This window comes from Candidatus Zixiibacteriota bacterium, from assembly GCA_034003725.1.
GTDB lineage: Bacteria > Zixibacteria > MSB-5A5 > GN15 > FEB-12 > WJMS01.
Genome location: JAVEYB010000011.1, coordinates 44,688 through 70,624, shown reverse-complemented (window position 1 = coordinate 70,624; position 25,937 = coordinate 44,688). Strand labels below are relative to the sequence as shown.

At 60.5% G+C, this 25,937-nt stretch carries 15 protein-coding genes; 7 read left to right on the top strand and 8 right to left on the bottom strand.

Translation table 11 applies throughout. From position 1 onward, the window contains the following. Positions 1 to 22: 22 nt before the first annotated feature. From RBT76_12335 to RBT76_12320, 4 genes are all read left to right on the top strand, one after another. Complete coding sequence (locus tag RBT76_12335; protein ID MDX9858572.1) at positions 23 to 3,121, top strand: amidohydrolase family protein; 3,099 nt, start codon at positions 23 to 25, stop codon at positions 3,119 to 3,121. Then, complete coding sequence (locus RBT76_12330) at positions 3,114 to 4,424, top strand: amidohydrolase family protein (GenBank protein MDX9858571.1); 1,311 nt, start codon at positions 3,114 to 3,116, stop codon at positions 4,422 to 4,424. Before RBT76_12335 ends, RBT76_12330 begins: the two co-directional genes overlap by 8 nt. Positions 4,425 to 4,619: 195 nt before the next feature. Further along, positions 4,620 to 5,201 carry an RNA polymerase sigma factor gene (locus tag RBT76_12325; GenBank protein MDX9858570.1) on the top strand — a complete coding sequence of 194 codons (582 nt, stop codon included), beginning with the start codon at positions 4,620 to 4,622 and terminating at the stop codon, positions 5,199 to 5,201. Continuing rightward, entirely contained in the window at positions 5,167 to 5,904 is a 738-nt protein-coding gene (locus RBT76_12320) for a hypothetical protein (GenBank protein MDX9858569.1), read from the top strand. Before RBT76_12325 ends, RBT76_12320 begins: the two co-directional genes overlap by 35 nt. A 130-nt stretch (positions 5,905 to 6,034) precedes the next feature. Here the strand turns inward: RBT76_12320 and RBT76_12315 are convergent, their stop codons facing one another. Next, entirely contained in the window at positions 6,035 to 6,685 is a 651-nt protein-coding gene (locus RBT76_12315) for a hypothetical protein (GenBank protein ID MDX9858568.1), read from the bottom strand. Positions 6,686 to 7,181: 496 nt separating this feature from the next. Between RBT76_12315 and RBT76_12310 the strand changes: the two genes are divergently transcribed. Then, positions 7,182 to 7,661, top strand: coding sequence for a hypothetical protein (locus RBT76_12310; protein MDX9858567.1), 480 nt, complete (start codon positions 7,182 to 7,184; stop codon positions 7,659 to 7,661). Between the two features lie 46 nt (positions 7,662 to 7,707). Further along, positions 7,708 to 8,880 (top strand): PQQ-dependent sugar dehydrogenase, encoded by a 1,173-nt coding sequence (locus RBT76_12305; GenBank protein MDX9858566.1) that lies wholly within the window; start codon positions 7,708 to 7,710, stop codon positions 8,878 to 8,880. A 35-nt stretch (positions 8,881 to 8,915) separates the two neighbouring features. On the opposite strand, the gene RBT76_12300 is transcribed toward RBT76_12305, so the two are convergent. The 6 genes from RBT76_12300 to RBT76_12275 form a co-directional block, all read right to left on the bottom strand. Then, a complete protein-coding gene (locus RBT76_12300; GenBank protein ID MDX9858565.1) occupies positions 8,916 to 9,650 on the bottom strand; it encodes an ABC transporter ATP-binding protein in 735 nt (244 codons plus the stop codon). Positions 9,651 to 9,654: 4 nt separating this feature from the next. After that, complete coding sequence (locus tag RBT76_12295; protein MDX9858564.1) at positions 9,655 to 10,911, bottom strand: ABC transporter permease; 1,257 nt, start codon at positions 10,909 to 10,911, stop codon at positions 9,655 to 9,657. Between the two features lie 7 nt (positions 10,912 to 10,918). Beyond that, positions 10,919 to 12,154 carry an ABC transporter permease gene (locus RBT76_12290; protein MDX9858563.1) on the bottom strand — a complete coding sequence of 412 codons (1,236 nt, stop codon included), beginning with the start codon at positions 12,152 to 12,154 and terminating at the stop codon, positions 10,919 to 10,921. A gap of 24 nt (positions 12,155 to 12,178) precedes the next feature. Next, positions 12,179 to 13,276, bottom strand: a complete 1,098-nt coding sequence (locus RBT76_12285) for an efflux RND transporter periplasmic adaptor subunit (protein MDX9858562.1) — start codon at positions 13,274 to 13,276, stop codon at positions 12,179 to 12,181. 220 nt (positions 13,277 to 13,496) lie between these two features. Beyond that, complete coding sequence (locus RBT76_12280; protein ID MDX9858561.1) at positions 13,497 to 14,612, bottom strand: DNA alkylation repair protein; 1,116 nt, start codon at positions 14,610 to 14,612, stop codon at positions 13,497 to 13,499. Positions 14,613 to 14,615: 3 nt separating this feature from the next. Beyond that, the gene (locus RBT76_12275; GenBank protein ID MDX9858560.1) at positions 14,616 to 16,433 is read right to left on the bottom strand and encodes a M3 family oligoendopeptidase; all 1,818 of its coding nucleotides are present in this window, start codon (positions 16,431 to 16,433) and stop codon (positions 14,616 to 14,618) included. Positions 16,434 to 16,564: 131 nt separating this feature from the next. On the opposite strand from RBT76_12275, the gene RBT76_12270 reads away from it, so the two are divergent. Beyond that, positions 16,565 to 16,858: a Smr/MutS family protein gene (locus RBT76_12270; GenBank protein ID MDX9858559.1), complete on the top strand. Its 294-nt coding sequence runs from the start codon at positions 16,565 to 16,567 to the stop codon at positions 16,856 to 16,858. An 88-nt stretch (positions 16,859 to 16,946) separates the two neighbouring features. Here the strand turns inward: RBT76_12270 and RBT76_12265 are convergent, their stop codons facing one another. After that, a complete protein-coding gene (locus RBT76_12265) occupies positions 16,947 to 25,850 on the bottom strand; it encodes a T9SS type A sorting domain-containing protein (protein ID MDX9858558.1) in 8,904 nt (2,967 codons plus the stop codon). Positions 25,851 to 25,937: the final 87 nt, after the last annotated feature.

Here is a 25,937-nt window from a genome sequence, read left to right as displayed (position 1 = left end):
CACCGTGTGGTATCTTGGCCGCATGATAACCCGCACAATTCTAACCTTGCTTGCCGTTGTCTCAACCGGTCTGGCCCAGAGCACTCCCGAACGTGGTATTCGCGACAAAACGCCGACTACGATGGCGTTCACCAACGCACGGATAGTGATGTCGCCGGCACAGACGATCGAGAATGGCATTCTAGTCGTCACGGACGGCCGCATAGTTGCCGTCGGCGCCGCGGTTGCCGTTCCGCAGGGCGCCACCGTTGTCGACCTCGCCGGGAAATACATCTACCCGGCATTTGTTGACCCTGTCGCCGAATACGGCATACCCAGGGCTGAGCGACCGAAACGACGCTGGGGAGGGCCTCCCCAGTACGAAGCCGAACGGTCGGGAGCCGACGCGTGGAACGATGCACTTCACCCGGAACGAAACTGGGTGGACGAATTCAAGCCGGACCCCAAAGAGGCGGAGGAGCTGCTGTCGCTCGGCTTCGCTGCCGTTCAGTCCGCCGGCATGGACGGTATCTTCCGAGGACGGTCTGTCGTCGTAACCTTGGGAGAGGGTCTGCCCAACGATCTGGTGCTGCGGGCGTACGGGCGGCAATTCGGCTCGTTCGACAAGGGGTCATCGACACAGGAGTACCCAAGTTCGCTCATGGGGTCGATCGCCCTGATTCGCCAGTCGCTGTTGGATGCGGATTGGTATGACCGAGCCCACAGCGCCTTCAGCCGCAACCCCGCTCAAAAAGCGCCGGAGATTAACCGGGCGCTGGAAGCCCTGCAGGGCATTCGAACCGACGGCCTCGTGTTTGAAACAGCAGATGCGCTTTCGCTTCTCCGTGCGGACCGCATCGCCAAAGAGTTCTCGGTGCCGATGATTTATGTCGGCAGCGGCAATGAATACACGCACCTACCGTCACTCAAAGCGACCGGCGCCGACATAGTGTTGCCGCTGGCTTTCCCGGAAGCGCCCGCGGTGGGCTCGATCGGCGATGAACTCGATGTCACCCTCGGCGATCTCCGCCATTGGGAATGGGCGCCGTTCAACGCCTTCCTCGTCGATTCCGCAGGGATAGAGTTCGCTTTTACGACCTATCACCTGAAAAACAAAAAGGACTTCTGGAAGAACCTCCGTACCGCGGTGTCATGCGGTTTGCCCGTTCAGTCGGCGCTGGCTGCCCTGACGGTGGTGCCGGCACGCATCGCGGGAGTGGATGACCTGGTTGGGACACTCGACCGCAACAAGCTGGCCAACTTCATCGTGGTCGACCGCGATATTTTCGATAAGGATGCCCGGATCTTCTCCGTGTGGGTAACGGGTGTGAAACGATACGAAGCAATCAGCCTCGCCCAGGTCGACTTCCGAGGCACCTATACGATGCCCTTAGCCGAACGCTCCCTCACGTTGAAGCTGACAGGGGAGATCACCAGGGTCACCGGCTCGCTTGAAATCGACTCCGCGCTGTCGGTGCCGTTGGCCCCAGTCACGGTAGAACCCGACAGACTTCGTTTCTCCGCCGGTCTGGACACGCTCGGAGTGCCGGGGATCACGCGATTCGACGCACGGATGAGTGACGAAGGTCTCTCCGGCGTGTATCTGACGGCTGCCGGGGAGGACCGGCCGTGGACGGCGACGCGCGTTGAAGCCCCGGACAGCGCCGTCTCCAGAGACGACTCCGGGAATCCCCCTCCGGAGGATAAGAAACCGACCAGAATCTCGCGGCTCACGTCGCCCAATATCGCCTATGGTTATGACAGGCTCCCCGAGCAGCACACGGTGCTCGTCACCAATGCGACTATCTGGACCAGCGACGAGGCGGGAGTTCTGCAGGACGCGGACTTGTTGTGTGAAAACGGCAAAATCACGGCCATCGGCCGTGATCTGACCGCCCCTGTGGCGGCGGTCGTCATCGACGCTTCCGGCATGCACGTGACGCCCGGCATCATCGACGAGCATTCACATATCGCCATTGCGGGTGATGTCAACGAGGGAACGCACGCGGTGACGGCGGAAGTCCGAATCGCCGACGTGGTAGATCCCGGGGACATCAACATCTATCGGGCGCTGGCGGGCGGAACGACAATGGCGCAGCTGCTGCACGGGTCGGCGAATCCGATCGGCGGGCAGGCGCAGCTGGTCAAACTCCGCTGGAGCGCCGGACCGGAAGCCATGAAAATGGCGGTGGCCCCGCCCTCGATCAAGTTCGCGCTCGGCGAAAACGTCAAACAATCCAACTGGGGCGATCAAAACACGATCCGCTACCCGCAGACACGAATGGGCGTGGAGACGATCATCCACGACGCCTTCCAGGCGGCCCGCGAGTACGAACGCGCCCATGCGCAGTATAACTCGCTCGGCAAAAACGAGCGCGAACGCACGTGCCCGCCACGACGGGACCTGCAACTGGAGGCGCTCGCTGCCGTGATCAACTCCCGAATGGCCGTCCACTGCCACGCGTACGTGCAAAGCGAAATGCTCATGCTGATGCGGCTCGCCGAAGAATTCGGCTTCCGTCTGGCAACATTCGAGCACGTGCTCGAAGGTTACAAAGTAGCCGACGAGATGGCGGCGCACGGCGTGGGAGGCGGCTCGTTCTCCGATTGGTGGGCGTACAAATTCGAAGTCTACGATGCCATCCCGTACAGCCCGGCGCTGATGGCCGAACGCGGCGTGCTGGTATCGATCAACTCGGACAGCCCGGAAACCGGACGCCGTCTCAATCAGGAAGCAGCCAAGTCGATCATGTACGCGGGTATGGACCCCGAAGAGGCGCTGAGGATGGTCACCATCAATCCGGCCAAACAGCTGGGCGTCGATACATACGTCGGCTCGCTGGCGGTGGGCAAAGACGCCGATTTCGTGATTTGGTCGGATAACCCGCTGTCGATGTACGCGGTCGCACAGCAAACCTGGATCGACGGACGGAAGTACTTTGACATCGAGTACGACCGGACACTCCGTGAGCGTGTCGACACGGAGAAACGCGAACTCGTTCAAAAGATACTCACGTCGGAGACCACCGGCCCCGCCGAGGGCAAAAGCAAACCGGGTGGACGGCGACCCCGCGTATCGCAGTCGCCGTACGAAGCTGATGCACTCCACGGCGCCGGAACGGGAGGGTACCGCCATGAATAAGTCCGTGATCGTAAAATCGCTCATCGCGGCCGTCTGTCTCGCCGCCACCGTCGGTGCGCATGACTACGTTCCCGGCGGACCGCAAACTCAACCCATTCTGTTGAAGGGTGGAGACCTGTACACCGTTACGAACGGCGTATTAGCGACAACCGACCTGCTCTTCGAAAACGGGCGGATCACGCAGATCGGCGTGGATATCGCAGCTCCGGACAACACGATCGTCATCGACTGCAGCGGCAAACGGATCTATCCGGGATTGATCGATGCCGCAACATCGCTCGGACTGATCGAAATCGAAGCCGCGCGGGCGACCAATGACCAGGCCGAGCGCGAACGGATCGCTCCCGAGGTACTCGCCCAGACCGCCTACAACCCCGACTCGGAAATACTGCCCACGGTGCGGTCAAACGGGATTACGACCGCCCTCGTGGTTCCCGGCGGTTCGCTGATCCAGGGACGGTCCAGCCTTATGAATCTCGATGGCTGGACGCGCGAGGATGCCGCCGAGCTTCCGGTCGCGGCAGTGCATATCGCGTGGCCGCGCACGCGGATCGTCAACGCCTGGTGGATGCAGCAGTCGGCCGAAGAGCAGCAAAAAGAAAATGCAAAAAACCGCGCCGAGCTGGATGATGCGTTTGCCGACGCACGGGCCTACTACGACGCAAGGAAGGCCGATCCGTCGATACCGCGCGACCTCCGATGGGAAGCGATGATCCCGGTGTTTGACCGGCGACTGCCGGTAATCATTTTCGCCAACGACTACCGCCAGATCGAGCAGGCGGTGGCCTTTGCCGAGAAGTGGAAGCTTCGGTGCGTCATCGCAGGCGGCAACGAGGCGTTCCGCGCACTCGACCTGCTCAAGCAACACGACGTGCCCGTTATCATTCAGCGCGTGCTCGATCTTCCGCCCAAACAGGACGATGCGTACGACGCCGCGTTTACGCTGCCACGGCAGTTGCAGGAAGCCGGGGTGCCCTTCGCGATCGCCAGTTTCGCTTCCTGGGGATCCCGGAATCTCCCGTTTCAGGCCGGGATGGCGAAAGCATTCGGATTATCCGAGGCCGATGCGATCCGCTCGATAACACTGGGCCCGGCGCAGATACTCGGTGTCGATTCGGCGCTCGGTTCTCTCGAGGTCGGCAAAAAGGCCACCCTTATCGTTACGCGCGGTGATATTCTGGATATGATCTCGCACGGCGTCGAGATGATGTTCATCGAGGGACGCACGGTCGATTTGAACAACCGGCACAGGGAGCTGTACGAAAAATACCGGCAGAAGCGCTGGACATCTCCGGGAAAGTGATCCGAGGCGGGACGCCACCGTCGACGAAGATTCAGATCGGTACATTCGACCGGTAGTGCGGTCGGGCAGTCAGGCCCGGCCGCACGCGTTTTGGGTGTGCACCGGCGGGACAGCACGAATGCCCGGCCGGCTCCCTTTATTTCTCTTCGCTTCCTGCAACCGTTCCCGCGCTCCGCGTGTCTTACGTACGAAGGTATGAGACGAACAGACCAGCACAACGCGCACGACCTGTTCTGGCGGCTGCTGGAGCCCGAACACCGGCGCGCCGAGGCGTTTTGCCGACGGCTCGCCCGTGGCTCGGACGACGGCGACGACCTGTATCAGGAAGGTCTGCTGACGGCCCTGCGCAAGTTCGATTCGCTTCGCGACCCCGGCTCGTTCCGACCGTGGCTGTACCGGATCCTGGTGAATACCTACCGGAACCGGAACCGCACCCCCTGGTGGCGTCGCCGGGTGTCCCTGACCGGTCACGCAATCGAACCCTCTGCGGGCCCTGATCCTGCCGAGGCGCATGCCGCCCGCCGCTGGCTCCAGCGCGGTCTGGCTGTTCTCTCCGCCGAAGATAGAGCGCTGGTGTGCCTGTATGAACTCGAAGGATGGTCGGTTGCCGATCTGGCAGCGATGGCCGGCCGTCCCGAGGGCACCATCAAGGCACGGCTCGCCCGGTCCCGCGAGAAAATGCGCCGAGCGATCGAGCGCTGTCTGACTCAACCCGAACACCCTGTTACCGATGGAGCCGCGTATGCGTTACCCGGAAGCGAACGACCCCCCGAATGACGCCAGTCAATCCGAACGGATTCTCAGCGCGTCACTGAAGGCGGCGCGCACGGAATCAACGGGAGAGCCCACTCCCCTGGCCTTTCTGAAGGCTCGGATCGAGGCGCAGGCGGCCGGGCAGGAAGCGAAGGAGACTTCCATCATGACAACCGTATTCCGTACCATCCGTTCACACCCAAAAACCAGTGTCTCGCTGGCGGTGGCGATCTGCGCATTTCTGTTTGTTGCCCTCGTCCCATTTTCCTACAGCGTGGTTACCGGATACTCCGTCACCTACAGCGGCCTGTCGCCGGAGACCGTGACCATGGCAAACAACGTCACCAGGGCTGTCAGGGCTCTCGGCTATTCCGAGGCTTCTATGAACTTCAGCCAGACGGGAGAGACGTTCACCTATGGCCTGACGGGTCTTCCGGATCGAATGGCGGCCTCGGAAGTTGCCGTTCTGTTCCGGACAATCACCGGATCGGACGCAGAGCCGGCGATCGAACCGATCGTCGCCAACACCTCCGGTTCACTGTTGGCGCAGGTTCAGGAGCACTTCCGTCAGGTGACTATCACCGTAGGCCCAGGGCTGAGCGAGGCTGATATCGAAGCTGAGATTCGTGAACAGCTTGCCGCCCAGGGATTCGAATTGGATGGCCTCACCGTGACGCGTGACGGCGACCAGACCACTATCCAGATCGAGATGCAGTCAAGCGAGTGACCGACCCCGCCAAGCCTTGATCAGAGGCGCTCTGCGCCAAAAATGCGGAGCCGATTGCGATGACCGGCTCCGCATTTCTATGATAAACGACCCGCTCGCAAACCGCATAGCATCGTCGTGATTGGCGCTGTCAGAGACAGTCGGCCGGGGAGGCGCCTCCGAGGAAGAGGAAATTGACGAGGGCGAACAGGTCGGATAGATCCAGTTCACCGGCGATATCTCCAGGCGATAGTTTTCCGAAGATTCCAGCCACGCAAAAGTCGGCTGATTGTTCGATGTGAACTGACCGTTTTCGGGAGTGACCAATTGCGGCGTCGCCGGGGCGGGAATCTGTCCAGACGGCGCTGATCTTGTCATAACAGGCGCTCACCGCAATATGCTCGCCAAGTAAACCGGCGCGCGAATCGGCCGTTTGCGGATACAAGATTCCCCCTGAGACCGTGTCGGGGTCAAGCCACGCGAGGGGTTGCCCCGGTTCGCTGTTCTTCAAATAGTTCGGCGACATTGAGCTGAAGGTAATGCGATAGTTGCTGGCGAAGGTCTCGCCGCCGTCGACAGAGCGACCGACACCAATCTGGCGGTAGCCTAATCGAAAGTCCCGCCAATTTGCGACCACCACCGAACTGTCAACCGGAAACATAAACGATTGCTCCTCGTTGTTCAATTCCAGAAAAGCAGTGACCTGGATGGTGGTGGGCGGCGGATAACTGCTGGTTGCGTTCGCGGTGGCGACGCATCCACACAGTGCGGCAATGAAAAACCGAAAACAGGCGTGTCGCATGTGAGAGCTCCCTGTGCTTGGTCCTGTACTCTCAAGGGAATCCTGCACGGAGGTGTTGCTGGCTGACCGACAGCCCTCCGGTAATGCCGGATAACGGCCCTCCGTGGGCAATCCGTTCACCTCCGGGCTCGCTCAGACTGCAGCGTCACTCTCGCGACCGTTCCAGACAGCAGAAACCCTGTCTGGGGTTTGAGCACACAAGGAGGGGTTGACAGACAGGGTTTCCAGGGGGGAAATGATGTGAGCGAGGACAAGATACACCATTTTTCGGTTTTGTCAACGAAACATCCGGAAAGTTTTTCCCATTCACGGAGATTTCGTATCCTCTATTCACACGGATGCAGAATAACACTCCGCCCGGCCACTGAATACGATGGCATAGATCGATACAGTCGTCAATCTCAGAAAATAGTTGACCGCCACCGACATGCTCCGGAATTTGTCGGAACGCGCACGCCCCGGTCGACCGGATCGGGTGAGCGAAGGAGGGACCGCTGTGGACAATCAGACCTTACTCATCGCATCGTTCGTCGTGTACTCCCTGTTTTTCATCGGGGTGGGGCTGTATTCCACCAGGCTGCGCAAGAAAACCGAGGACGACTTTGTCCTGGCCAACCGCGAACTCGGCCCCTGGGCGGCCGCCCTTTCGGCGTCGGCATCGTCGGAATCCGGCTGGGTCATGCTGGGACTGGTGGGTGAGGCGTTTGCCACGGGCATGGCCGCCTTCTGGATCGTGCCCGGTATCGCCGCCGGATACCTGTTCAACTGGTTCGTTCTCGCCGAACGGCTGCGAAAGCATTCGCGTCAGACCGGCTCCGTCACCCTCACGCAGTTTCTCCTGCACCGCTTCGACGTACGCTCCGGCGCTATCCGATGGATATCGATCATTATCCTCGCCTATACCGTCACGGGCGGCTTCCGGGCAATCAGCTGGACCTCCCGTTCCGAAACTGCCGAACCGGCCACGCACCGGTAGTGTTGTACGGAAAACGGATCGGTCATTCTGCACCCGCGAGGACAATATGATTCGGAAGATATGCCTGATGTTGTGGTCTGTGGTCCTGTTCGCCGGCTGCTCGTCCGAAAGCACTACCGAGAACGGCACACACATCACAGCCGCCGTGCGGCTGGAACCCGCTTTCCCCAACCTGACGTTCGAGCAGCCTTTGGATCTGGCGTGGCCCGATGACGGTACGAACCGTCTCTTCGTCGTCGAGCAGCCCGGACGAATCTGGGTGATTGAAAACGACTCCGCAACGAACGTGCGAACGCTCTTTCTTGACATTACGTCGCGGGTCGACGATGCGGGCTGGGAGGAGGGGCTGCTGGGACTCGCGTTTCATCCCGAGTATGCCGCCAACGGTTATTTCTACGTGAACTATACTGCCGCCGGCCCGGACCGTACCGTGATCAGCCGCTTTTCGGTCAGCGCCTCCAATCCCGACAGCGCCGATGCCGCCAGCGAGTTTGAGATTCTCTCCTTTCGGCAACCCTATTCCAATCACAACGGCGGTTGCCTCAAGTTCGGGCCCGACGGATACCTCTACATCGGCGTCGGCGACGGCGGCAGCGCCGGGGACCCGCAGGACAACGGTCAGGACCGGCGAACCCTGCTTGGTAGCATTCTCCGCATCGATATCGACAACCCGTCAGGCGGAAAAGCGTACGGCATTCCTCGGGACAATCCGTATGCGGGAAATACCGAAGGCTTTGCCGAGGAAATCTATGCGTGGGGGCTGCGTAACCCCTGGAGGTTCTCGTTTGACCCGCCCACCGGGCAACTGTGGGCGGCCGATGTCGGGCAGAACCAGATCGAGGAAGTGGACCTTATCGTCGCCGGAGGCAACTACGGCTGGAACATCATGGAAGGATCCCGGTGCTACAATGCTCAAGAATGCGATACCGCCGGGCTGATCCTTCCGATAGCCGAATACTCCCACAACGAAGGCAAATCCATCACCGGCGGGTACGTGTATCGAGGGAACCTCGTTGGGTCGCTGGCAGGCATCTATATTTACGCGGACTTTCTCTCCGGGCGGATGTGGGGACTCTCCTACGAATCCGGGAACGCGAGCGTGACTCGATTGCTGGATTCCGGCCTGTCAATATCGTCGTTTGGAACCGACCAGAACAACGAGTTGTACGTTCTGGCATTCGACGGCAAACTCTATCGCTTCAAACCGCAGCCGGACTAGCCACCGGCAGCCCGCCGAACGCCGGCCCGCGCAGCTTACTTCAGATTGCCGTTGGTTTCGATCAGGCCGTCTTTGATGCGGATTATCCGCTGACCGTGTTTGGCGATATTGGCGTCGTGCGTGATGATGACGATTGTCTTCCCCGACTCGTGAAGTTCATCGAACAACCTGACGATCGCTTCCCCGGATTTAGAATCCAGATTCCCCGTCGGCTCGTCGGCGAGAATGATGTCCGGCTCGTTGGCAAGCGCACGGGCGATAGCCACCCGCTGCATCTCACCGCCCGACATCTCGGTCGGCCGGTTGCTGAGCTTGTCGGCGAGGCCGACACGAGACAGCAGCTCCACCACGCGCTCGCGACGTTTTCTTCCGCCCACTTTGGCGAAGAGCAGCGGGACTTCGACATTCTCGAACGCCGTTGCGTATGGCAACAGGTTGAAGGCCTGAAAAACAAACCCGACCGTGCGGTTGCGGATGTCGGCCAGCTGGTTCGCCGACATGGTATTGACCATCTGTCCCTCGAGACGGTACTCGCCGTCGGTCGGGACATCAAGACATCCCATAATGTTCATCAGCGTCGATTTGCCCGAACCCGATGGGCCGACCACGCCGACAAACTCGCCCCGCTTGATGTGACAGTCAACACCCTTGAGGGCCTCGAACGTCACCCGGCCCGTCTTGTATGCTTTGCGCACGCTGCGCATATCGATAATCGTCTCAGTCATGGTCTCATTTACCCCTGTGGCGTTTTCGACGTAACGGGTTGACATACTATTACTCATAACGAAGCGACTCCACCGGGTTCACCGACGCCGCTCGCATGGCGGGGAACAGGCCCGACAAAAGCCCCATAAGACCGAGTATCCCCACAACGATCAGGCCGATTTCGAACGATACGGTCGGCCGACCCATAAAATCTATCACATCGGCCGCCTCCGGACCGAGCGGCACGCGCTTGAAACCCTCCGTCAGCAGGTAGCTGATCGTCATGCCGACCGCTCCCCCGGTGAACGTAATCATCACGGCTTCAGTCAGGAATTGCGACAGGATGAGCTTCCTCTTGGCGCCGACCGCCATCTTGATGCCGATCTCGCGCGTGCGCTCTTTGATCGATACATACATGATATTGGCCACCCCGACGCCGGCGATGAGCAGCGTCAGCGATCCGATTATCCCAAGAAACATCTTGATGCCGATCATGATGTTTGCAAACTCCTGCTGTCCCGCAACCACGTCCCAGATAGAGAGCGCGCGATCGTCGGTCGGGTCGAACTTGTATTTGGCGCCGAGTATCTCGTAAAGTTTCTTCTCGATCGCCGGCATGTCGCCGGGATCGTGCGGCTGGTAGACGATATTGTCCAGCCACGGATCGCCGAAAATCGCCTTGAACGTGGTCGACGGCATCGCGAGCAAGTCTTCATCCATTCCTTCGTAGCTGCTCATCTGCATCTTCTCCGCCATGACCCCGATCACGGTGAACGGAATGGAGTTGACCAGTATCTGTTTGCCGATAGCGTCGCTCTCCCCGAACAACCGCTCCTTCAGATCCCAACCGAGGAACGCCACGCGACGACGTTTGTCCATGTCGATCTGATTGATCATGCGACCCCCGGACTGCGGGATATGAAAACGCATGTCTTCGTAACTCGGGTGGATTCCCGTGATGTGTTCGCTGACGATCATCTCGCCGTGACGGATCTGCACGCCCCACCGGTGATACTCTCCCGCAATCTGCTTGATCTCCGGGATACGAGCGGCAATGTACTCCGGGTCTTCAGCGACAAATCGGATCGGCCGACCCTTGCCCAGCCCCTTGAATGCTTTTGTCGTCTGACCGCCCCACAACACACCGATATTGTTGCCGAGACCGCGCTCGTTGAGCGCCATCTGCCGGTGCAGCCCCTCGCCGAACGCCAACAGCAACATGATCGACATCGTCCCCCAGGCGAGCGCCACCAGGGTCAGCGTGATGCGCTTCTTTTGCTTGCGGAAGTCGCGGACGAACAGGTTGTACATCATCGTGAAATTCATGCGCCACCTAGAAAAGCTTGAGAGCCTGTACCGGCTGGAGGTTCGCGGCGCGGCGGGCCGGGAAAATCCCCGCAAAAAAGCCCACCACTCCAAGCAGCAGGATCACCAGCACGCCGATGTTGAGATTAACCTGGGGAACGCCGATGAAATCCGTTAATCCGAAACTCGGAACAAGGGAGACCAGCAGCCACGCGAACAGAAACCCCAAAACGCCCCCGACCGCCGTAATCAACAGGGTCTCGAGCACGAACTGCAGCAGGATGTATCCCTTGCGGGCGCCCAGCGCCATCTTGATTCCGATCTCTTTCGTGCGCTCCTCCAGTACGACATTCATGATGTTCGATACGCCGATCCCGCCGGTGATGAGCGTGGAGATCCCGATACCGACCAGAAACCACTGGAAGGCTGTGAAGAATGTCTTGAGGAATTCGAATCCGCGCGTGGTATCCCAGACCGCGAGCGCCTCGCGGTCCTCGGGATCAAACTTGTACCGGGCGCCGAGTATGTCGTAGATCTCCTGCCGGGCCTGCGCCATGCTGTACTCTTTTTTGGCCTGGACCACGAAATTGCTCATCCAGCGCGCGGAGTACATCGTGCCGAATGTCGACGCCGGGATAAACGCCACCCGGCTGTCTCGACTGCCGTACGAGGAATTCTGCTTTTTGTCCTTCATGACCCCGATAACCGTAAACGGCATGCCGTTGATCTCGATCTGCTCGCCGACCGCCTCGTTCTGGCCGAACAGGTCCTCCTTCAGCAGATTGCCGATAAAAACGACCCGGCGCCGTTCCTTCAGGTCCATTTCATTAATAAATCGCGACCCGGCCTGCGGGATCAGGTTGCGCATATCGCCGAATTCGGGCCAGCATCCGACCAGCATGCGAAGGCTGGAGTTGCGGCCGCGCTTGATCGTCTGGTTCCAGCGGCGAAACTCCGGCGATATCCGGCCGATCGTCACCGACTTCTCCCTGATCAACGTAACGTCGTCCTCGGTCGGCTGGATATGCCGTCCCTTCGGCAACCCGCGAAACTCCTTGGCCGTAATGCCCGGCCAGAAAATGGCGATATTGTCGCCCATCCCCTTCTGACTCTTGAGCTGCGCGTCTCCGATCCCCTTGCCGAACGCGAACAGCAGGACGATCGAACACGTGCCCCAGAAAATGCCGAACATGGTCAGGGCGCTGCGAAGCTTCTGCCGACGAAGGTCGTTCCAGAATTGCTTGAGTGTGATAAGTGGCAACATAGCGGCTTCGATTCGGACTCGAGATTAATCCCAGGGCTTGATTTCTTTGGGCGGACGTTCCACCACCAGCTCGCCCTCGGAGAGTCCGGCAACGACCTGGATATTGATGCCGTCGGAAAGACCGGTCTCGATGTCCCGCTTTTCGATGTTGCCGAGCGTGTCGCGTACCTCCACCGACGGAACCGAGTCCGTGAACGCAACCAGCCGCTCCGGTACCAGAAGGATATCCTCGGCCTTGTTGATAATGACGTCGGCGTTGGCGCTGTAGCCGGCGCGAAGGAACCCGCGGCTGACTTCATCGAACACGATCTCCACGTCAAACAGCGTCGCGCCGTCGGCCTTGCGCGCTTTCGGCGAAATCTTCTCCAACACGCCCGTCAACTTCTCGTTTGGCAGGGCGCCGATCTCAACGTCAACCCTCATCCCCTCGCGCAGCTTGCCGACATCGATCTCGTCCACCGTACCCTTGAAAATGAGATCGTCCATCTTCGCCAGCGTCGCGAGCTCCGTTCCGGCCTGATACGACGTCAACGGGACGACGGGATCCCCCTCCTCAACCAGCAGCGACAACACCGTTCCGGTGATCGGAGACTTGATGATGTTGTCGATGGTGCGATCGGCGATTTCCGTACTGCCCGACTCGATCAGGGCGAGCTTTTCACGGGATAGTTTGAGTCGAAGTTCCGCGTCCTCGTAGGCAGCGAGGCTGGTTTCGAATTCCTGCTTCGAGATCAACTGTTTGTCGCGGAGCTGTGAAGCGCGGTCGTGCTCGCGGGCGGTCTGATCGAAAGCGACCTGGAACAGCTCCACTTCACGCTTGGCATTCGCATATTCCACCGGCGTCGGATCCGGCTTGACGTCGAACAGCGGATCCCCCACCTTGACCTGGTCGCCGATCTCGACATAGACGGTCCGGACTATTCCGGCCACCTTGGACTTCACCGCAATTTCGTACTCCGGCTCGATCTGCCCGATCGCGAGGGCCTTGTCTACGATCGACCCGCGGGTCACCTCGACCGTCTTGACTTCGTCCTCTTTCTTGGCCGACCCGTCATTGGCGAAAAACGCCACGGCCGCCACCACCACGACCAGTACAATAGCGATCAGAATGATTTTCTTCATGTAAGACTGCTCTCCCGACCAGTGTGAATCTGCTGTTTAAGACGAATCTGCTGTTGGCTACAGAAGTCTACGGGATGGACGAAGTTATTGTTTCACGCGATTCCTAAATAGATAGGAGATCGGTGAACAGGCATGACCGGCGCCGACGGCCACCTCCGAAGAGTCGAACCGAGCCGGTAACGCCTTAAAAAACGGAAGGTTATCGGGTGACGCGGCGGCCCTATTCGGTCACCGTGAAAGTGCCGCCGGCCTGCCGGATACCATTAATGATAATGTCGATCGCGTGCCCGCCCGGCCGATGCGTGCGGGTGGAACGATCGAGAAATGAATGCCTGGAACGCACCTCGATCGCCTCGCCCGGTTTGAGCGATTTCTCCGTCAGTTTGAACAGCTTCGGCGCTGTCTTGCCGTTGGCCTTCACGTAATGGACGGAATAGTCAATCGCCAGCTTCTGGCTTTTCGACCCGGCCGCCTTCACGACAAAACTGAATGCCATCTCCCCACCGACTTTCACCCGCTTCGGAGTAATCGTCAGGTTCCGCACCTCGACCTTCGGAGGATAACTGAATCCAAACACGGGGAAGACCTCCGGGTGTCCCCGTCTGATCAGCGAACGGCAGGCGTGTCGGACAATCCAGTTGGTGTCCTTGTGTTTGTCTTTTTGCCAGCGAAGCGCCGTTTTTATGACGAGATCCGGATGGTCCTTCGAAATGTCGTTGAGATTGTTGGCGACCGCTTTGCGCACGTACAGCGACGGGTCCGCTTTCAGCTTTTCCAGAAGCTCCAGTACGGGTCCGGGGTTCTTTCGAAATGCCGTGATATGTTCGGTCCAGACGCCGCGCGGTCGAGAGCCCTCGGCCGCCAGTCGCCGTACGTGCTCGTTCGTGTCGGCCGCCCAGTCGTGCAGCACGGGAAGCATCCTCTCCGTGTACCGATTCATGTAAGGACGAATCGCAAATTCGCAGGTGGAAAACGGGGTCAGCGCCTTCATCGCGGCCACGGACTCCTCGAAGTAGTCCAGTCCGAACTGCTCGACGTATGACGTCAGCGCCCAGTTTTGGAACGTGTCGACATGCGGCGCCGTCTTGACCAGCACACCCACCGCCCGGGCGTAGTCCTTCGGAAGGAAGTCCCGAAGGTGGCGCGCAATCGTGCGCGTGCGGTCTTTGAGTTCGCGACCGAGGTAATCGTCCCCGATTACCCGCAGGGCAAACCCCTCCGCGTCGAATCGCTTGTGTACCCGGGCGATTGCCAGCCCGAGCTCGACAACCGCCCGCTCACCCAGCGAGTCCTTCCACAGCCCGCCTTCGGGCCGGATCGCTTCGCCCGACGGCATCGTCTACTTCCCCGCCGCCAGCCGGACAAACTCGTCGACATCGGCAGTCGCGCGCCGTGCCGCGTCCGTCCAGAAGTCTTCCTTCGTCAAATCGACTCCGAGATGCTTCATGGCGACCTGCTCGGTCGTCATCGAACCGGTGTCGGCCAGCAGGGCGCGGTACTTGTCCGCGAACGCCGACCCTTCCTTTTTCGCCCGGTCGTAGACGCCGATCGCAAACAAAAATCCGAACGTATACGGGAAGTTGTAAAACGGCACGTCGCTGATGTAAAAGTGCAGCTTCGAGCACCAGAATAACGGATGGTATCCCGACTGATCCAGCATCGGACCAAACGCCTCCTTCTGCGCCGCGATCATCAACTCGCGAAGCCGCTCGGCGCCGACTATGCCGTTCCTGCGTTCGGCGTAATACGACGTCTCAAACAGGAAGCGGGTGCGGATGTCGCAGAAAAGCGTGTACGGTTGCTGCAGCTTCTGGTCGAGCAGCATCAGTTTCTCCTGCGGATCGTCGCATGCCTGCAGCGCCGCATCGGTAACCAGAAGCTCGGCGAATATCGACGCCGTCTCCGCAAGCGTCATCGGGTAGTCCTGCGCGAATATCGGCTTGTCTCTGAGCACCCAGCCGTGATAGGCGTGTCCAAGCTCGTGCGCCAGCGTCAGCAGGTTTTCATACGTGTTGGCGTAGGTCATGAATATCCGGGACTGCTTGAACGGACCGAACCGCGTGCAATAACCGCCGCCGGCCTTGCCGCCCCGATCCTCGGCCTCGATCCACCGCTTCTCCACCGCCATCTTCGCGAACTCGGCCATGTCCTTCGAGAAGTCTCGTTCGTTTTTGTAGATGAACTCCGCCGCCTGATCGTAGCTGTACAGCTTGTCGACCGCACCACACGGGGCAAACTGATCGTACCAGGCGTACTTCTCTATCCCGAGCAGCTTCTTCTTGGCATCGACATAGGGGATGAGACGGTCCTTTTCGCGCGCCACGACCGCCCACATGGCGTCGAGCGTGCGCTGCTTGATCCGCGCCATCTGCAGCGCCTCGTGCAGGTTGTTCTCCCAGCCGCGGTTTTTGTAGACCGACAGCCGGAACCCGCCGAGGGCGTTTAAGGTCATGGCCGCGAGCTCCTCGCGTGACTCCCACGCTGCGGTCAGTTTTGCGAATGCCTGCTTGCGAATGGCGCGGTCCGGATCGGCCATCTTCGTGGCAAGCTGCCCCAGTGAAATCGTCCGGGTCGAGCCGTTCTGCTCGAATTCGACCGACAAATCGCCGGCCATCTTGTCATACAGCTTGTTCCAGGCATGGTAGCCGTTCACCGCCAGTTCCAGCGCCAACGACTCCATCTCGGGCGACATCTTCTCTTTGGCCTGGTTGCGCATCTCGTCCAGATAAAAGCGCTGTTCTTTGAGCGCATCGGAACTGACCAGCTTCTCCCACGCGGCGTCAGACTGCTTGCCGGCCATGATCTGCAGAATCGTCTTGCACTTCTGCCACTCGGCGATCAGAGCGTCCGACTCCCCCTCGATCGCATGCGCCTTGCTGTCTTTGACGTTTTGTGACACGAGGCAGTGCGAAAATGATGAGATCAGGCCCAGGCGGTCTACAAGATCGGCCAGTGCCAGAATTGTCCTGCTCCACACCGGCGCCGTGCTGTCATCGAGCGTAACCGGAAGGTTCTTGATATCTTTCTCGAACGACATGAAGTCTTTTTTGACTTTGTCACGGTACGCCGCAAGCTCGGCCGATGACGAGCCGCCGGGGAAAATGCTGTCGAGATCCCAGGTCGGGGCGGGCGGCATTTGTGTGGTGGTAGTAGTCATTTACTGACTCCGCTTTCTTGGTGGTAGGTTATGGAACAGTGGCGCAAAATAGGCAAAAATCCGGTTTCAGGCAAGCCCGGACCGGCTATATTGTGACACTGCTAACAGCCTGCCTGCAAAGGGAATGGAACGTGACCCGACCCGAAAACGAAGATGCGCCGATCGACTATCCTATCGACGGTACGCTCGATCTGCACCAGTTTGCCCCCGACGAAACCCGCGAAGTAGTGACCGAATACATTCGGGTCTGCCGCGATCGGGGAATCCACCAACTCCGCATCGTACACGGCAAAGGCAAGGGCGTTCAGCGGCGAATCGTGCAGTCCCTTCTGGCCGAACATCCGGATGTCGTCTCATACCGGCATGAAGGCGGCTCCGGCGGCTCATGGGGAGCGACGGTCGTGGACCTGAAGCCTGCCGACTAGCCCGATCTTCCCCGTGAGCGCATCACCCACAACCAGAAACGCAAAAGGCCCCGGTTGCCCGGGGCCTTTCACTTGAAGGACGATGGCGTTACTTCAGCAAAACCATCTTCTTGGTGGCGCTGAATTCACCAGCCGTCAGACGATAGAAGTAGACACCTGAAGCGTATCTACCGGCATCCCACTCTATCTTGTGGTACCCGGCGTCAAGCTCATCGGAGAACTGCTCGACCTGCTGACCGAGAATGTTGTAAATGGTCAATCGGTACTCCGACTTCACCGGGAGAGAGAACTCGATTGTCGTGTTCGGGTTGAACGGATTCGGATAGTTCTGCGACAGAGAATAGGTTGTCGGCAGCACCTGCATATTCGCCGCCATCACTAAGCCATCATACGATCCGAGCTCGATTTCTTTGATCGACGTCTTCGTGCCGACCAGAAGCACTTCGCCGGTTTCCAGCGAGGCCGATGCGTCGTTCGTGAACACCAGCACCCGCGTGTACATGCCGTCGTAGTTGAACTCGATCTGCATGTCCGCCGCGTTCGGGTGTAACTCCGGCTCGACCTCGCCCTCGAGCACCACGTACATGGCGCCGATCCTGGCGCCCGCGTGCTCGATCGTCACCACGCCCTCGCGCAATGCGATATCAGCCTCGTACGCGGCGTCCGGATTCGGCTTCGGAACCGGCGATGCGTCGCCGACCACCACACGGATCAGGTAAACGAGGTCCGCGACCGTCAACGGCAGGCCGTCGACGTTAACGTCCGACGCCGCCGTCGCCGCCTCAACCGCCAGACCCGAACCGAACGCCGACGTTCCGTAGATGAAGTAGTTGGTGAACATCACCACGTCGGCGATCGTGTACGCCAGACCGTCAAGGTTGATATCGCCGCGATCGTCGATCTCGTCCGCGCAGATGATCTTGATCCCGCCGTTCGTGAAATCGACACAGCGAATCGGCCGCGGCTTGTCGGGACCCTGTCCCTCCAGACAGTAATCCGGAAGCCCCAGCGCACCCGGCAGACCGAAATTGTGGTTGGTGATGTTGTTATAACCCGGATCGAAAATGCTGCGGGCGACCCAGAGTGTGTCGCCGCCCCGTGACGAGAACGAGTTGTCCGCGCACGAGACCCAGAAGAAGTTCACCGGGATCCAGAGACACTCGAGCGTCCGGTCATTCGTGACCAGGAAATCTATCGACGCCAAAACGCCGACATCCGCGTCGAGATAACAGCCGGGATGATAGGCGCCGTTATTGGTCTCGGCAATCGCGACCAGCTGGATCAGCCCCGACGGACAGCCGCTGCCGCAGTTGCCGGACGCTCCGTGACGGTACTGGAAGTACTCCCAGCCGCAGTTGAGCGGCAGAGCGCCGAGGTGCGCAGCCGTCGCCGTCAGCGCGCTGGCATCGTACTGGATCAACAGGTCAAACCCGCCCAGTTCCTTGCCGGAACCGGTAAGCAGGATGTCGAGCGTGGTTACCTGCCCCTGGAACACGTTGGTTCGCTGTTCGATCTGGACATGGATGCACTCGTCGACCTGTACCTCGATCTCCACCGTGTCCGATGTCGAGTCGCCGCACATATCAAAGGCGGTGACGATAATCTCGTACGTGCCGGCGGTATCGGCGTCGAAACACAACTCCCCGGTAAACGGATCCCAGTCGCCGATCGGCGCGACACTGTAGCCGGCGAGATTGTCGTCGGCGTCGCTGATCTCGACATCGATACAGAGTTCACCGACCTGATCGAGATACGCCACAAAATCAGGCGGCAGCTCGATCACCGGCGGCTCGTTGAAGTCGATCGTGATGCGGAGCGTATCGCGGGATTCCAGCCCGCACGAATCCACGGCGGCGAAGATGGTCGTGTACTGGCGATCGTTGCCGTCGCCGTACGGGACCGTCACGCAGTACTGGCCGGTGACGGCGTTATAATGTCCCGCCCCCGAGGCGATCCACACCGAATCCAGATTGCCGTTTGGATCACTGGACACGATCGTCCGGCAGATCGTGCCGCCGTCGCAGGTGATTACCGTGCTGTCCGCACCCGCGCTGACGACCGGTCGGTTGTTGATGTCGATCGTCACGTGGAACGTGTCGGTGCACGTCGCGCCGCACTGGTCGATACACATGACCGCAACGGTGACACTCTGATCCCCGGACGGAGTAAAGACCCAGTTGCCGCCCACCAGTGAACCGGGACCGGAGACAATCTCGCAATGATCGAAATTGCCGTCCGGATCGGCCGCGCCCACCGGCAGCGATATCTGCGTCGGCGTGCACTGGAACACGCTTGTATCGGCCGGGACGCTGCACACCGGTCCGGCATTCAAGTCGATCGTTATCAGCACCGTATCCTGATCGCTCACGCCGCAGTCATCAACCGCTCTCAGGATGAACCGGTACACGCCGGCCGTATCCGGCGTGAAGCAGATCTGGCCGCTCGCGAACGTCCCCGGCCCGTCTGCCACATAGGCGCTGTCGAGGTTGGCGTCGGGATCGGTCGCTGTCGCGCTCCAGCAGACCTGGACCGGCGCGCACTGGAATATGGTCTGGTCGGCGCCCGCGCCTGCAACCGGCGGTCTGTTGATTCCGACCGTGACATTAATCGTATCGCTGTCGTTGTCGCCGCAGGCGTCCGTCACCTGTACGATGAAACGATAAACACCGGCGGTATCGGCGGCGAAACACAACTCGTTGGCTGCCGTGTCGAGCAAACCGGCGCCGGAAACCAGCGTCTCGAGCTCGACATTGTTGTCGCTGTCGGTGACCGTGTACGGCAGGCAGATCTGCTCGCTCGCGCACACGAACCGCGTGACATCCGGCCCCAGACTGACCACGGGGGCATCGTTCAGATCGACATTGTACGTCAGGGTGACCTGATCCGATGCTCCACAGGAATCACTGACCGTGGCCGTTACGGAGTAGCTGCCGCTGGCGGTGGCGCTGAAGCACCAGAGGCCAGCGGCCGACACTGAACCGTTCCCCGTTGTTTTGGTCCAGATGAGCGCCCCTCCGTCAGGGTCCACAGCAGTAAACTGGTAACAGATCTGTCCCGGATCGCACAGCGCCGTGTCCACCGGGCCGGCCGGATCGTCGGCGACCGGCGCGCCGTTCAACGTGATGTCGGCGACGATCAGGCAGGTATCGCTGCCGCATGCGGTCGCGGCAATCATGGTGATTTCGTAATGACCCGATGTATCCGCGTTGAAACAAACCGAACCGCCCGAGTACGTGGCAAACGGCGATACCGTCACCGTCGCGCCCCCTCCCATGACGCCGACCGGGATACACACCGATGATCCGGCGTCGCAGACAAACCGCACCACCGGGTCAGGACAGGCGATCTGCGGCGCCTGGCCGATATCGACATTGAACACCAGCTGACAGGTGTCCGCGCCGCAGCTGGACTCGGCTATCACGTCAATCACGTATGTGCCCGCCGTGTCGGCATAGAAGCACAGCTGGCCGCCGTCGTACACGCCCTGCGAGACCGTTACGCTCGCGTCGGACGGCGTGATGCTCATGCTCTGGCAGATCGAATCGGGGCCGCAAAGGAATACGTCTATAGGAGCAGCCGGACAACTTATGAGGGCAAACTGGCCGAACGAGACCGTAACCGTCACGGTGTCCGCGCCCGCCGCGCCGCAGGAATCAACCGCACTCACGATAATCTCGTACGCGCCGGCGGCGCCAGGCGTAAAGCAGATTTGGTTGGCCGAAGTGTCTATGGTGCCGTATCCCGAAGACATGCTCTCGATGATCAGCGACAGGCCGTCCGCGTCCGCAACCGTGTAATCCACGCAGATCTCCTCCGGCGTGCACTGGAAGACCGGGAAATCATCCGGGAGCGTCACCACCGGCGCGCTGTTGACCGCGACACTGACGACAACCGTATCGACCATCGCGGCGCCGCAGTCATCTTCGGCACGGAGGGTGAACGTAAACACCCCGGGACCGGCGGGGGTGAAGCAAATTGTCGAGCCGTCGTACGTGCCCGGTCCGTTGAACAGGCAATCACTCAGATTGCCGTCGACGTCACTGCACGACACCGGCCAGCACATTGGCTGTCCGATATCACAGAGGAACAACGTCTGGTCGGCCCCGGCATCGGCGACCGGCGTCGAATTGAGTCCAGCCGTTACGTTTATTGTATCCTGATCGAATTTGCCGCATTCGTCCTCGATACGAATGACAAACTCGAATACACCGGCGCCCGACGGCGTGAAACACACCTGCGAGTTGATCTCGTCAAGCGTGCCCGGTCCGGAAACCAGCGTGACCGTCGTCGGCCGAGGATCGTTGGGATCGTCGGCTATGTACGGCAGACACACCTCCTCCATCGAACAGAGGAAGAGACTCGTGTCGGCGCCGAATGCAATCGTCGGATCACCGTTGATCAGAAATTCCACCGCGAACTGCGACTGGCACTGCGCGCCGCACTCGTCGACACACGTCATCGTGACCGTGACGGTCTGGCTCGACGACGGTGTGTAGCACCAGGTGGAACCGACCAGCGTCCCCACATTCACCTGGCAATTATCGAGATTGCCGTCGACATCGGTCGAGAACGCGGGGAGGCACACCTGGGTCGGCGTGCACTGGAATATGGTTGTATCGTTGGGAATCTCGCACACGGGGGCCGAGTTTATCGTGACGTCGATCGTCACCGTGTCCCGATCGGTCCGCCCGCAGTTGTCGACCGCCTCGAGTACGAACTCGTACACGCCCGTACCGGACGGCGTGAAGCATATCTTGGCGCCGTCATACGTGCCGGGACCGCTGATCAGATTGCACTCAGCGAGGTCGGCCGGCCCGTTCGGATCGCTGCAACCCGCCGGCCAGCATATCTGCTGCGGCGCGCACTGGAACACCGCCTGGTCGGCGCCCGCATCGGCCACCGGCGCCGAATTAAGCGTGTAGTAGACTACGACTGTATCGTAATCAACCGATCCGCACGCGTCCGTCGCCTTGAGTACAAATTCGTAATCCCAGGTGCCGGTAGGTGTGAAACAAATGGTGGTGCCGTCGTAACCGGCCCCCGGGGGCCCGGTCACGAGCTCGCACGTCACCAGATTACCGTCGGGATCAGTGCATGTCGCCGGCAGACAAATCTGGCCCACCGAGCACTGCCCGACCGTCTGGTCCGGACCCGCATTCGCCACCGGCGGACGATTGACCTGGATCGTTATCCGGAGGGTGTCGACATCCTGCAGGCCGCAGCTGTCCGTAGCGGTAATGACAAACTGATACGTTCCCGATGTCGCCGGCGTCACGCACACGGTCTGGGCCATTTCGTCGAGCGTGCCCGGACCGGACGTGAGTGCGACCGACGCCAGGTTGTTGTCGGGGTCGCTCACCGTATACGGGAAACACGCCTGCTGACCCGCGCACACAACCAGCGACTTGTCCGTACCCAGCGTGACCGTCGGCGGGCCATTGAGCGTCACCGTGTACGTCAGCGTGGTCGTATCCGCATCCCCGCACGGATCGCTTACGACCACCACCACCGTATAGGTGCCCGAGGCCGAGGCCGTGAAGCACCACTGGCCCGATGCGCTCACGGACCCGTCGCCCGACAGCTTGGCCCACGTCAGGGTCTGGCTGTCGGCGTCGGACGCCGCGAAATCATAACAAATGGCGTCCGGGGCGCACAGGAACGTGTCGACCGGCGTGGCCGGGTCGACCGCAACCGGCGCGCTGTTGACCGACACATCGACCAGCAACTCACACGTGTCGCTGCCGCACGGCGTCGCCGCCACCATCGTGAGCGTGTAGAGACCCGACGTATCCGCCGTGAAGCAAACATTCCCGCCGGAGTAGCTCCCGATCGGACTGACCGTCACATTCGTGTCGGCTCCCACGATACCCACCGGCACGCACACGCTGGCGCCGGCGTCACAGATAAACTGCGACGCCTGCGGCGGACAGGTGATCTGCGGCGACTCGCCGATCTCGACTTCAAATACCAGCTGACACGTGTCGGCGCCGCAGGCCTCCGTGGCGATGACCTGGACGATGTAAGTACCGGACGTATCCGCATAGATATCGAGCTTGTCGTTTTCGTACTTGCCACCCATGACCGTCACCGCAGCCGAAGCCGGTGTGATATCGAGCATGTAATGGATGGAATCGGGTCCGCACAAAAACACATCTATGGACCCGGTCGGGCAGCCTATGGCTGCGCTCACGCCAAACGCAACACTTACCTCAATAGTGTCACGATCAACTGCCCCACACGGGTCGGTCACACTCACTATGAATTCGTAGCTTCCGGACGACACCGGGGTAAAACAGATCTGGTTCGCCGCTGTGTCGAGCGTCCCAAAACCCGATACCATCGCCTCGATCAGCCCCGCCGCTCCCTGGGCGTCGTCAACGACATACGACAGGCAAATCGGCTGCGGCGCGCAGAGGCTCAGCGACGTATCCGGGCCGAGCGCGATCGATGGCGCTTCGTTCACCGTCACGTCGTACGTCAGCGTCGTCGTATCGGCCGCACCGCACGTATCGGCAACCACCGCCTGAGCCGTGTAGCTCCCGCTGCCGGCCGGCGTGAAGCACCACTCGCCCGATGCCGATAGCGCGCCGTCCCCCGACAACATCGTCCAGGCAAGCGGGCCGCCGTCGGCGTCGGTCGCAGTAAACTGGTAACATATTTCCTGCGGGTCGCACTGCGCGACATCAACCGGCGACGTCGGGTCGTCCGCCACCGGCGCGGCATTCATCGTGATCGTAAAACTCGCCGTGACCGTATCGGCAGCGCCGCATGAGTCGGCGACCACCGCCGACGCGTCAAACACGCCGCCCGTCGTCGGCGTGAAACAATACTCTCCCGCTGCGGAGATCGACCCCGGTCCGCTCAGCAGCGTCCAGGTCAACGAACCGCCGTTGGGATCGGTTGCGGTGAACGTCTGACAAACCTGCTGGGGACCGCACAAAAACAGGCTGACTCCCGCCGGCTGCGCCGCCACCGGCGACGCGTTGCGCGTCACGGAAACGACAACCGTATCCCGATCCGACACCCCGCACGAATCAACAGCACGAATGACGAAGGTGAACGTCCCCGACGAAGCGGGGGTGAAGCAGATCTGGTTGCCGGCCAGCGTGCCGGGTCCCTGGACAAGCTCCGTAATCTCGAGATTATTGTCGGGATCGGTAAAACCGACCGGCAAACAGATCTGTGCCGGCGCGCACTGGAACACCGATTGGTTGGGCCCCGCATCGGCCACGGGAGCCTCGTTGAGATTCACCGTCACGTACGCGATATCCTGCCCGATATTCCCGCACGCGTCCGTGGCCGTCACGATCACTTCGTAGACGCCCGCCGTGTCGGGTGTGAAGCAGATATCCGTTGCACTGGGCGATGCCGCGGTGCGGGCCGCAACGGCGTCAACTTCGAAACTGCCGCTGTTGTTCGATATCCGCACCCGGTCGAACGTGACCCCGTCCGGCAAATCGATCGTCAACCCGCCGGTGCCGGTACCTGCCGATGCGCCCGGGATCGGCCCGGTATACGTGTATACCGTCGTCCCGCCGTCGCGGAACCGGATCGTGCCGTTGCCGGCCGACGCCGTGTTGGTGAACAATATGAAATCCACTTCCGCGCCGTTACACGACGTGATATCCTGCCCGAATCCAATCGTGACATTGTTGCCCGAAGAAAAGTCAATCGACCCGTCCCCGGCCCCGCCATCCGGACCGCCCGGGCCCGGAAGCGTAAAGGTCAAATCGGTCGGCGCGCCCAGCAGGTTGTCCGATGAATTGTACAGGCCCGGCCCGACCGGGAACGAGCCGGTCGAATGGACGATCGTCGCAAACGCGAAATTCGGCAGCGAGAAACTCACCCCCGACTGCGAGTTGACCGGCCCCACGAAATCCGATGACTCCGTCAGAAGCGTCCCCGGCGCCCCGCCGCCAACCTGCGTAATCGTCGCCCCCAACTCCGTATATCGCATGATCTGATCGAAACTCAGGGCGTTGCCGCCGTAGCTGCCCAGACTGGTCGTCACCGACACCACATCACAGTCGGGATCCAGTATCGACAACGGAAGACATATGGTCTGCAGATCGCACCAGTCCACCGTCGTGTCGGGCACCGAAACCAGCGGCGAGGATCCGGCCGCCACCGTGATTGTCAGGGTGTCGACATCTATCGCACCAAGGATGTCTTCCACCTCGAAAATAAACTCGTACGTGCCGGGGCCGACCGGCAGAAAACAGTGCTGCGATGAAATCGACGACACCCCCGCTTCGGGCGTAAACACACCGTCGCCCGAAAGCATCGTCAGCCAGATCGAATCCCCCTGGCAGTTGTCGTCGTACGCGCCGACCGCAAAACAAATCGAGTCGCTCCCGCATTGTACGATCGTCGTGTCGCCCGGAAGCGTCAGGTACGGCACGTCGTTGGCGAACCGCACCTTGATAACCAGGTCCTGGTAGTCGGCGTCGCCGCCGTCAGGCAGATCCTCGAACGCGATCAGGTACTCGTGGGGATTGCCGGTCGCGAATATCCATGCGTGGTCGAAATCGTCTTCGTTGAAGTCCTGCTCCGTGAGCCACCGCGCGTTGTTGCCCGACAGATTCGGCCGCATCCAGAACCCCACCGCGTCGAACGAACCAACCGTAAACTGCACGGAATCACCCGGCACATTGGACGGTCCGAACAACTGGTAGAAGACCGATGTGTCCCCGGCCTCGTAGAAGCCCGATGTCGCGTAGACCGCCGAACCGGCCACTTCCAGCGTCAAGGTCGCGGTGTTCGTCCCCGGCTGACCGCACAAAACCTCTACCCCGAGTTCGTCGTCGTCAACGTCGATCTCGTACCCCAGCGAATCGAGCAGGAACTGCAGCGAGCGCTCCTGTGGAGCCTTGGTGAGTTTGTACGTAGCGAGTGAATCGGCCCACCACTCGTCGGCCTGAGCGGTGGCTGAAAGACACAGGGCGAATGTGAGCGCCATTGCCATGGCGCGCCCCACGCGAAGCTGCTTCATCTCCCGACCCCGTTAGTTAATGGTGCGATAAAACCTCAGTGCAGGTAACGAGGGTTCATGCGCCAATAACGAACGGGCACAGGTGTG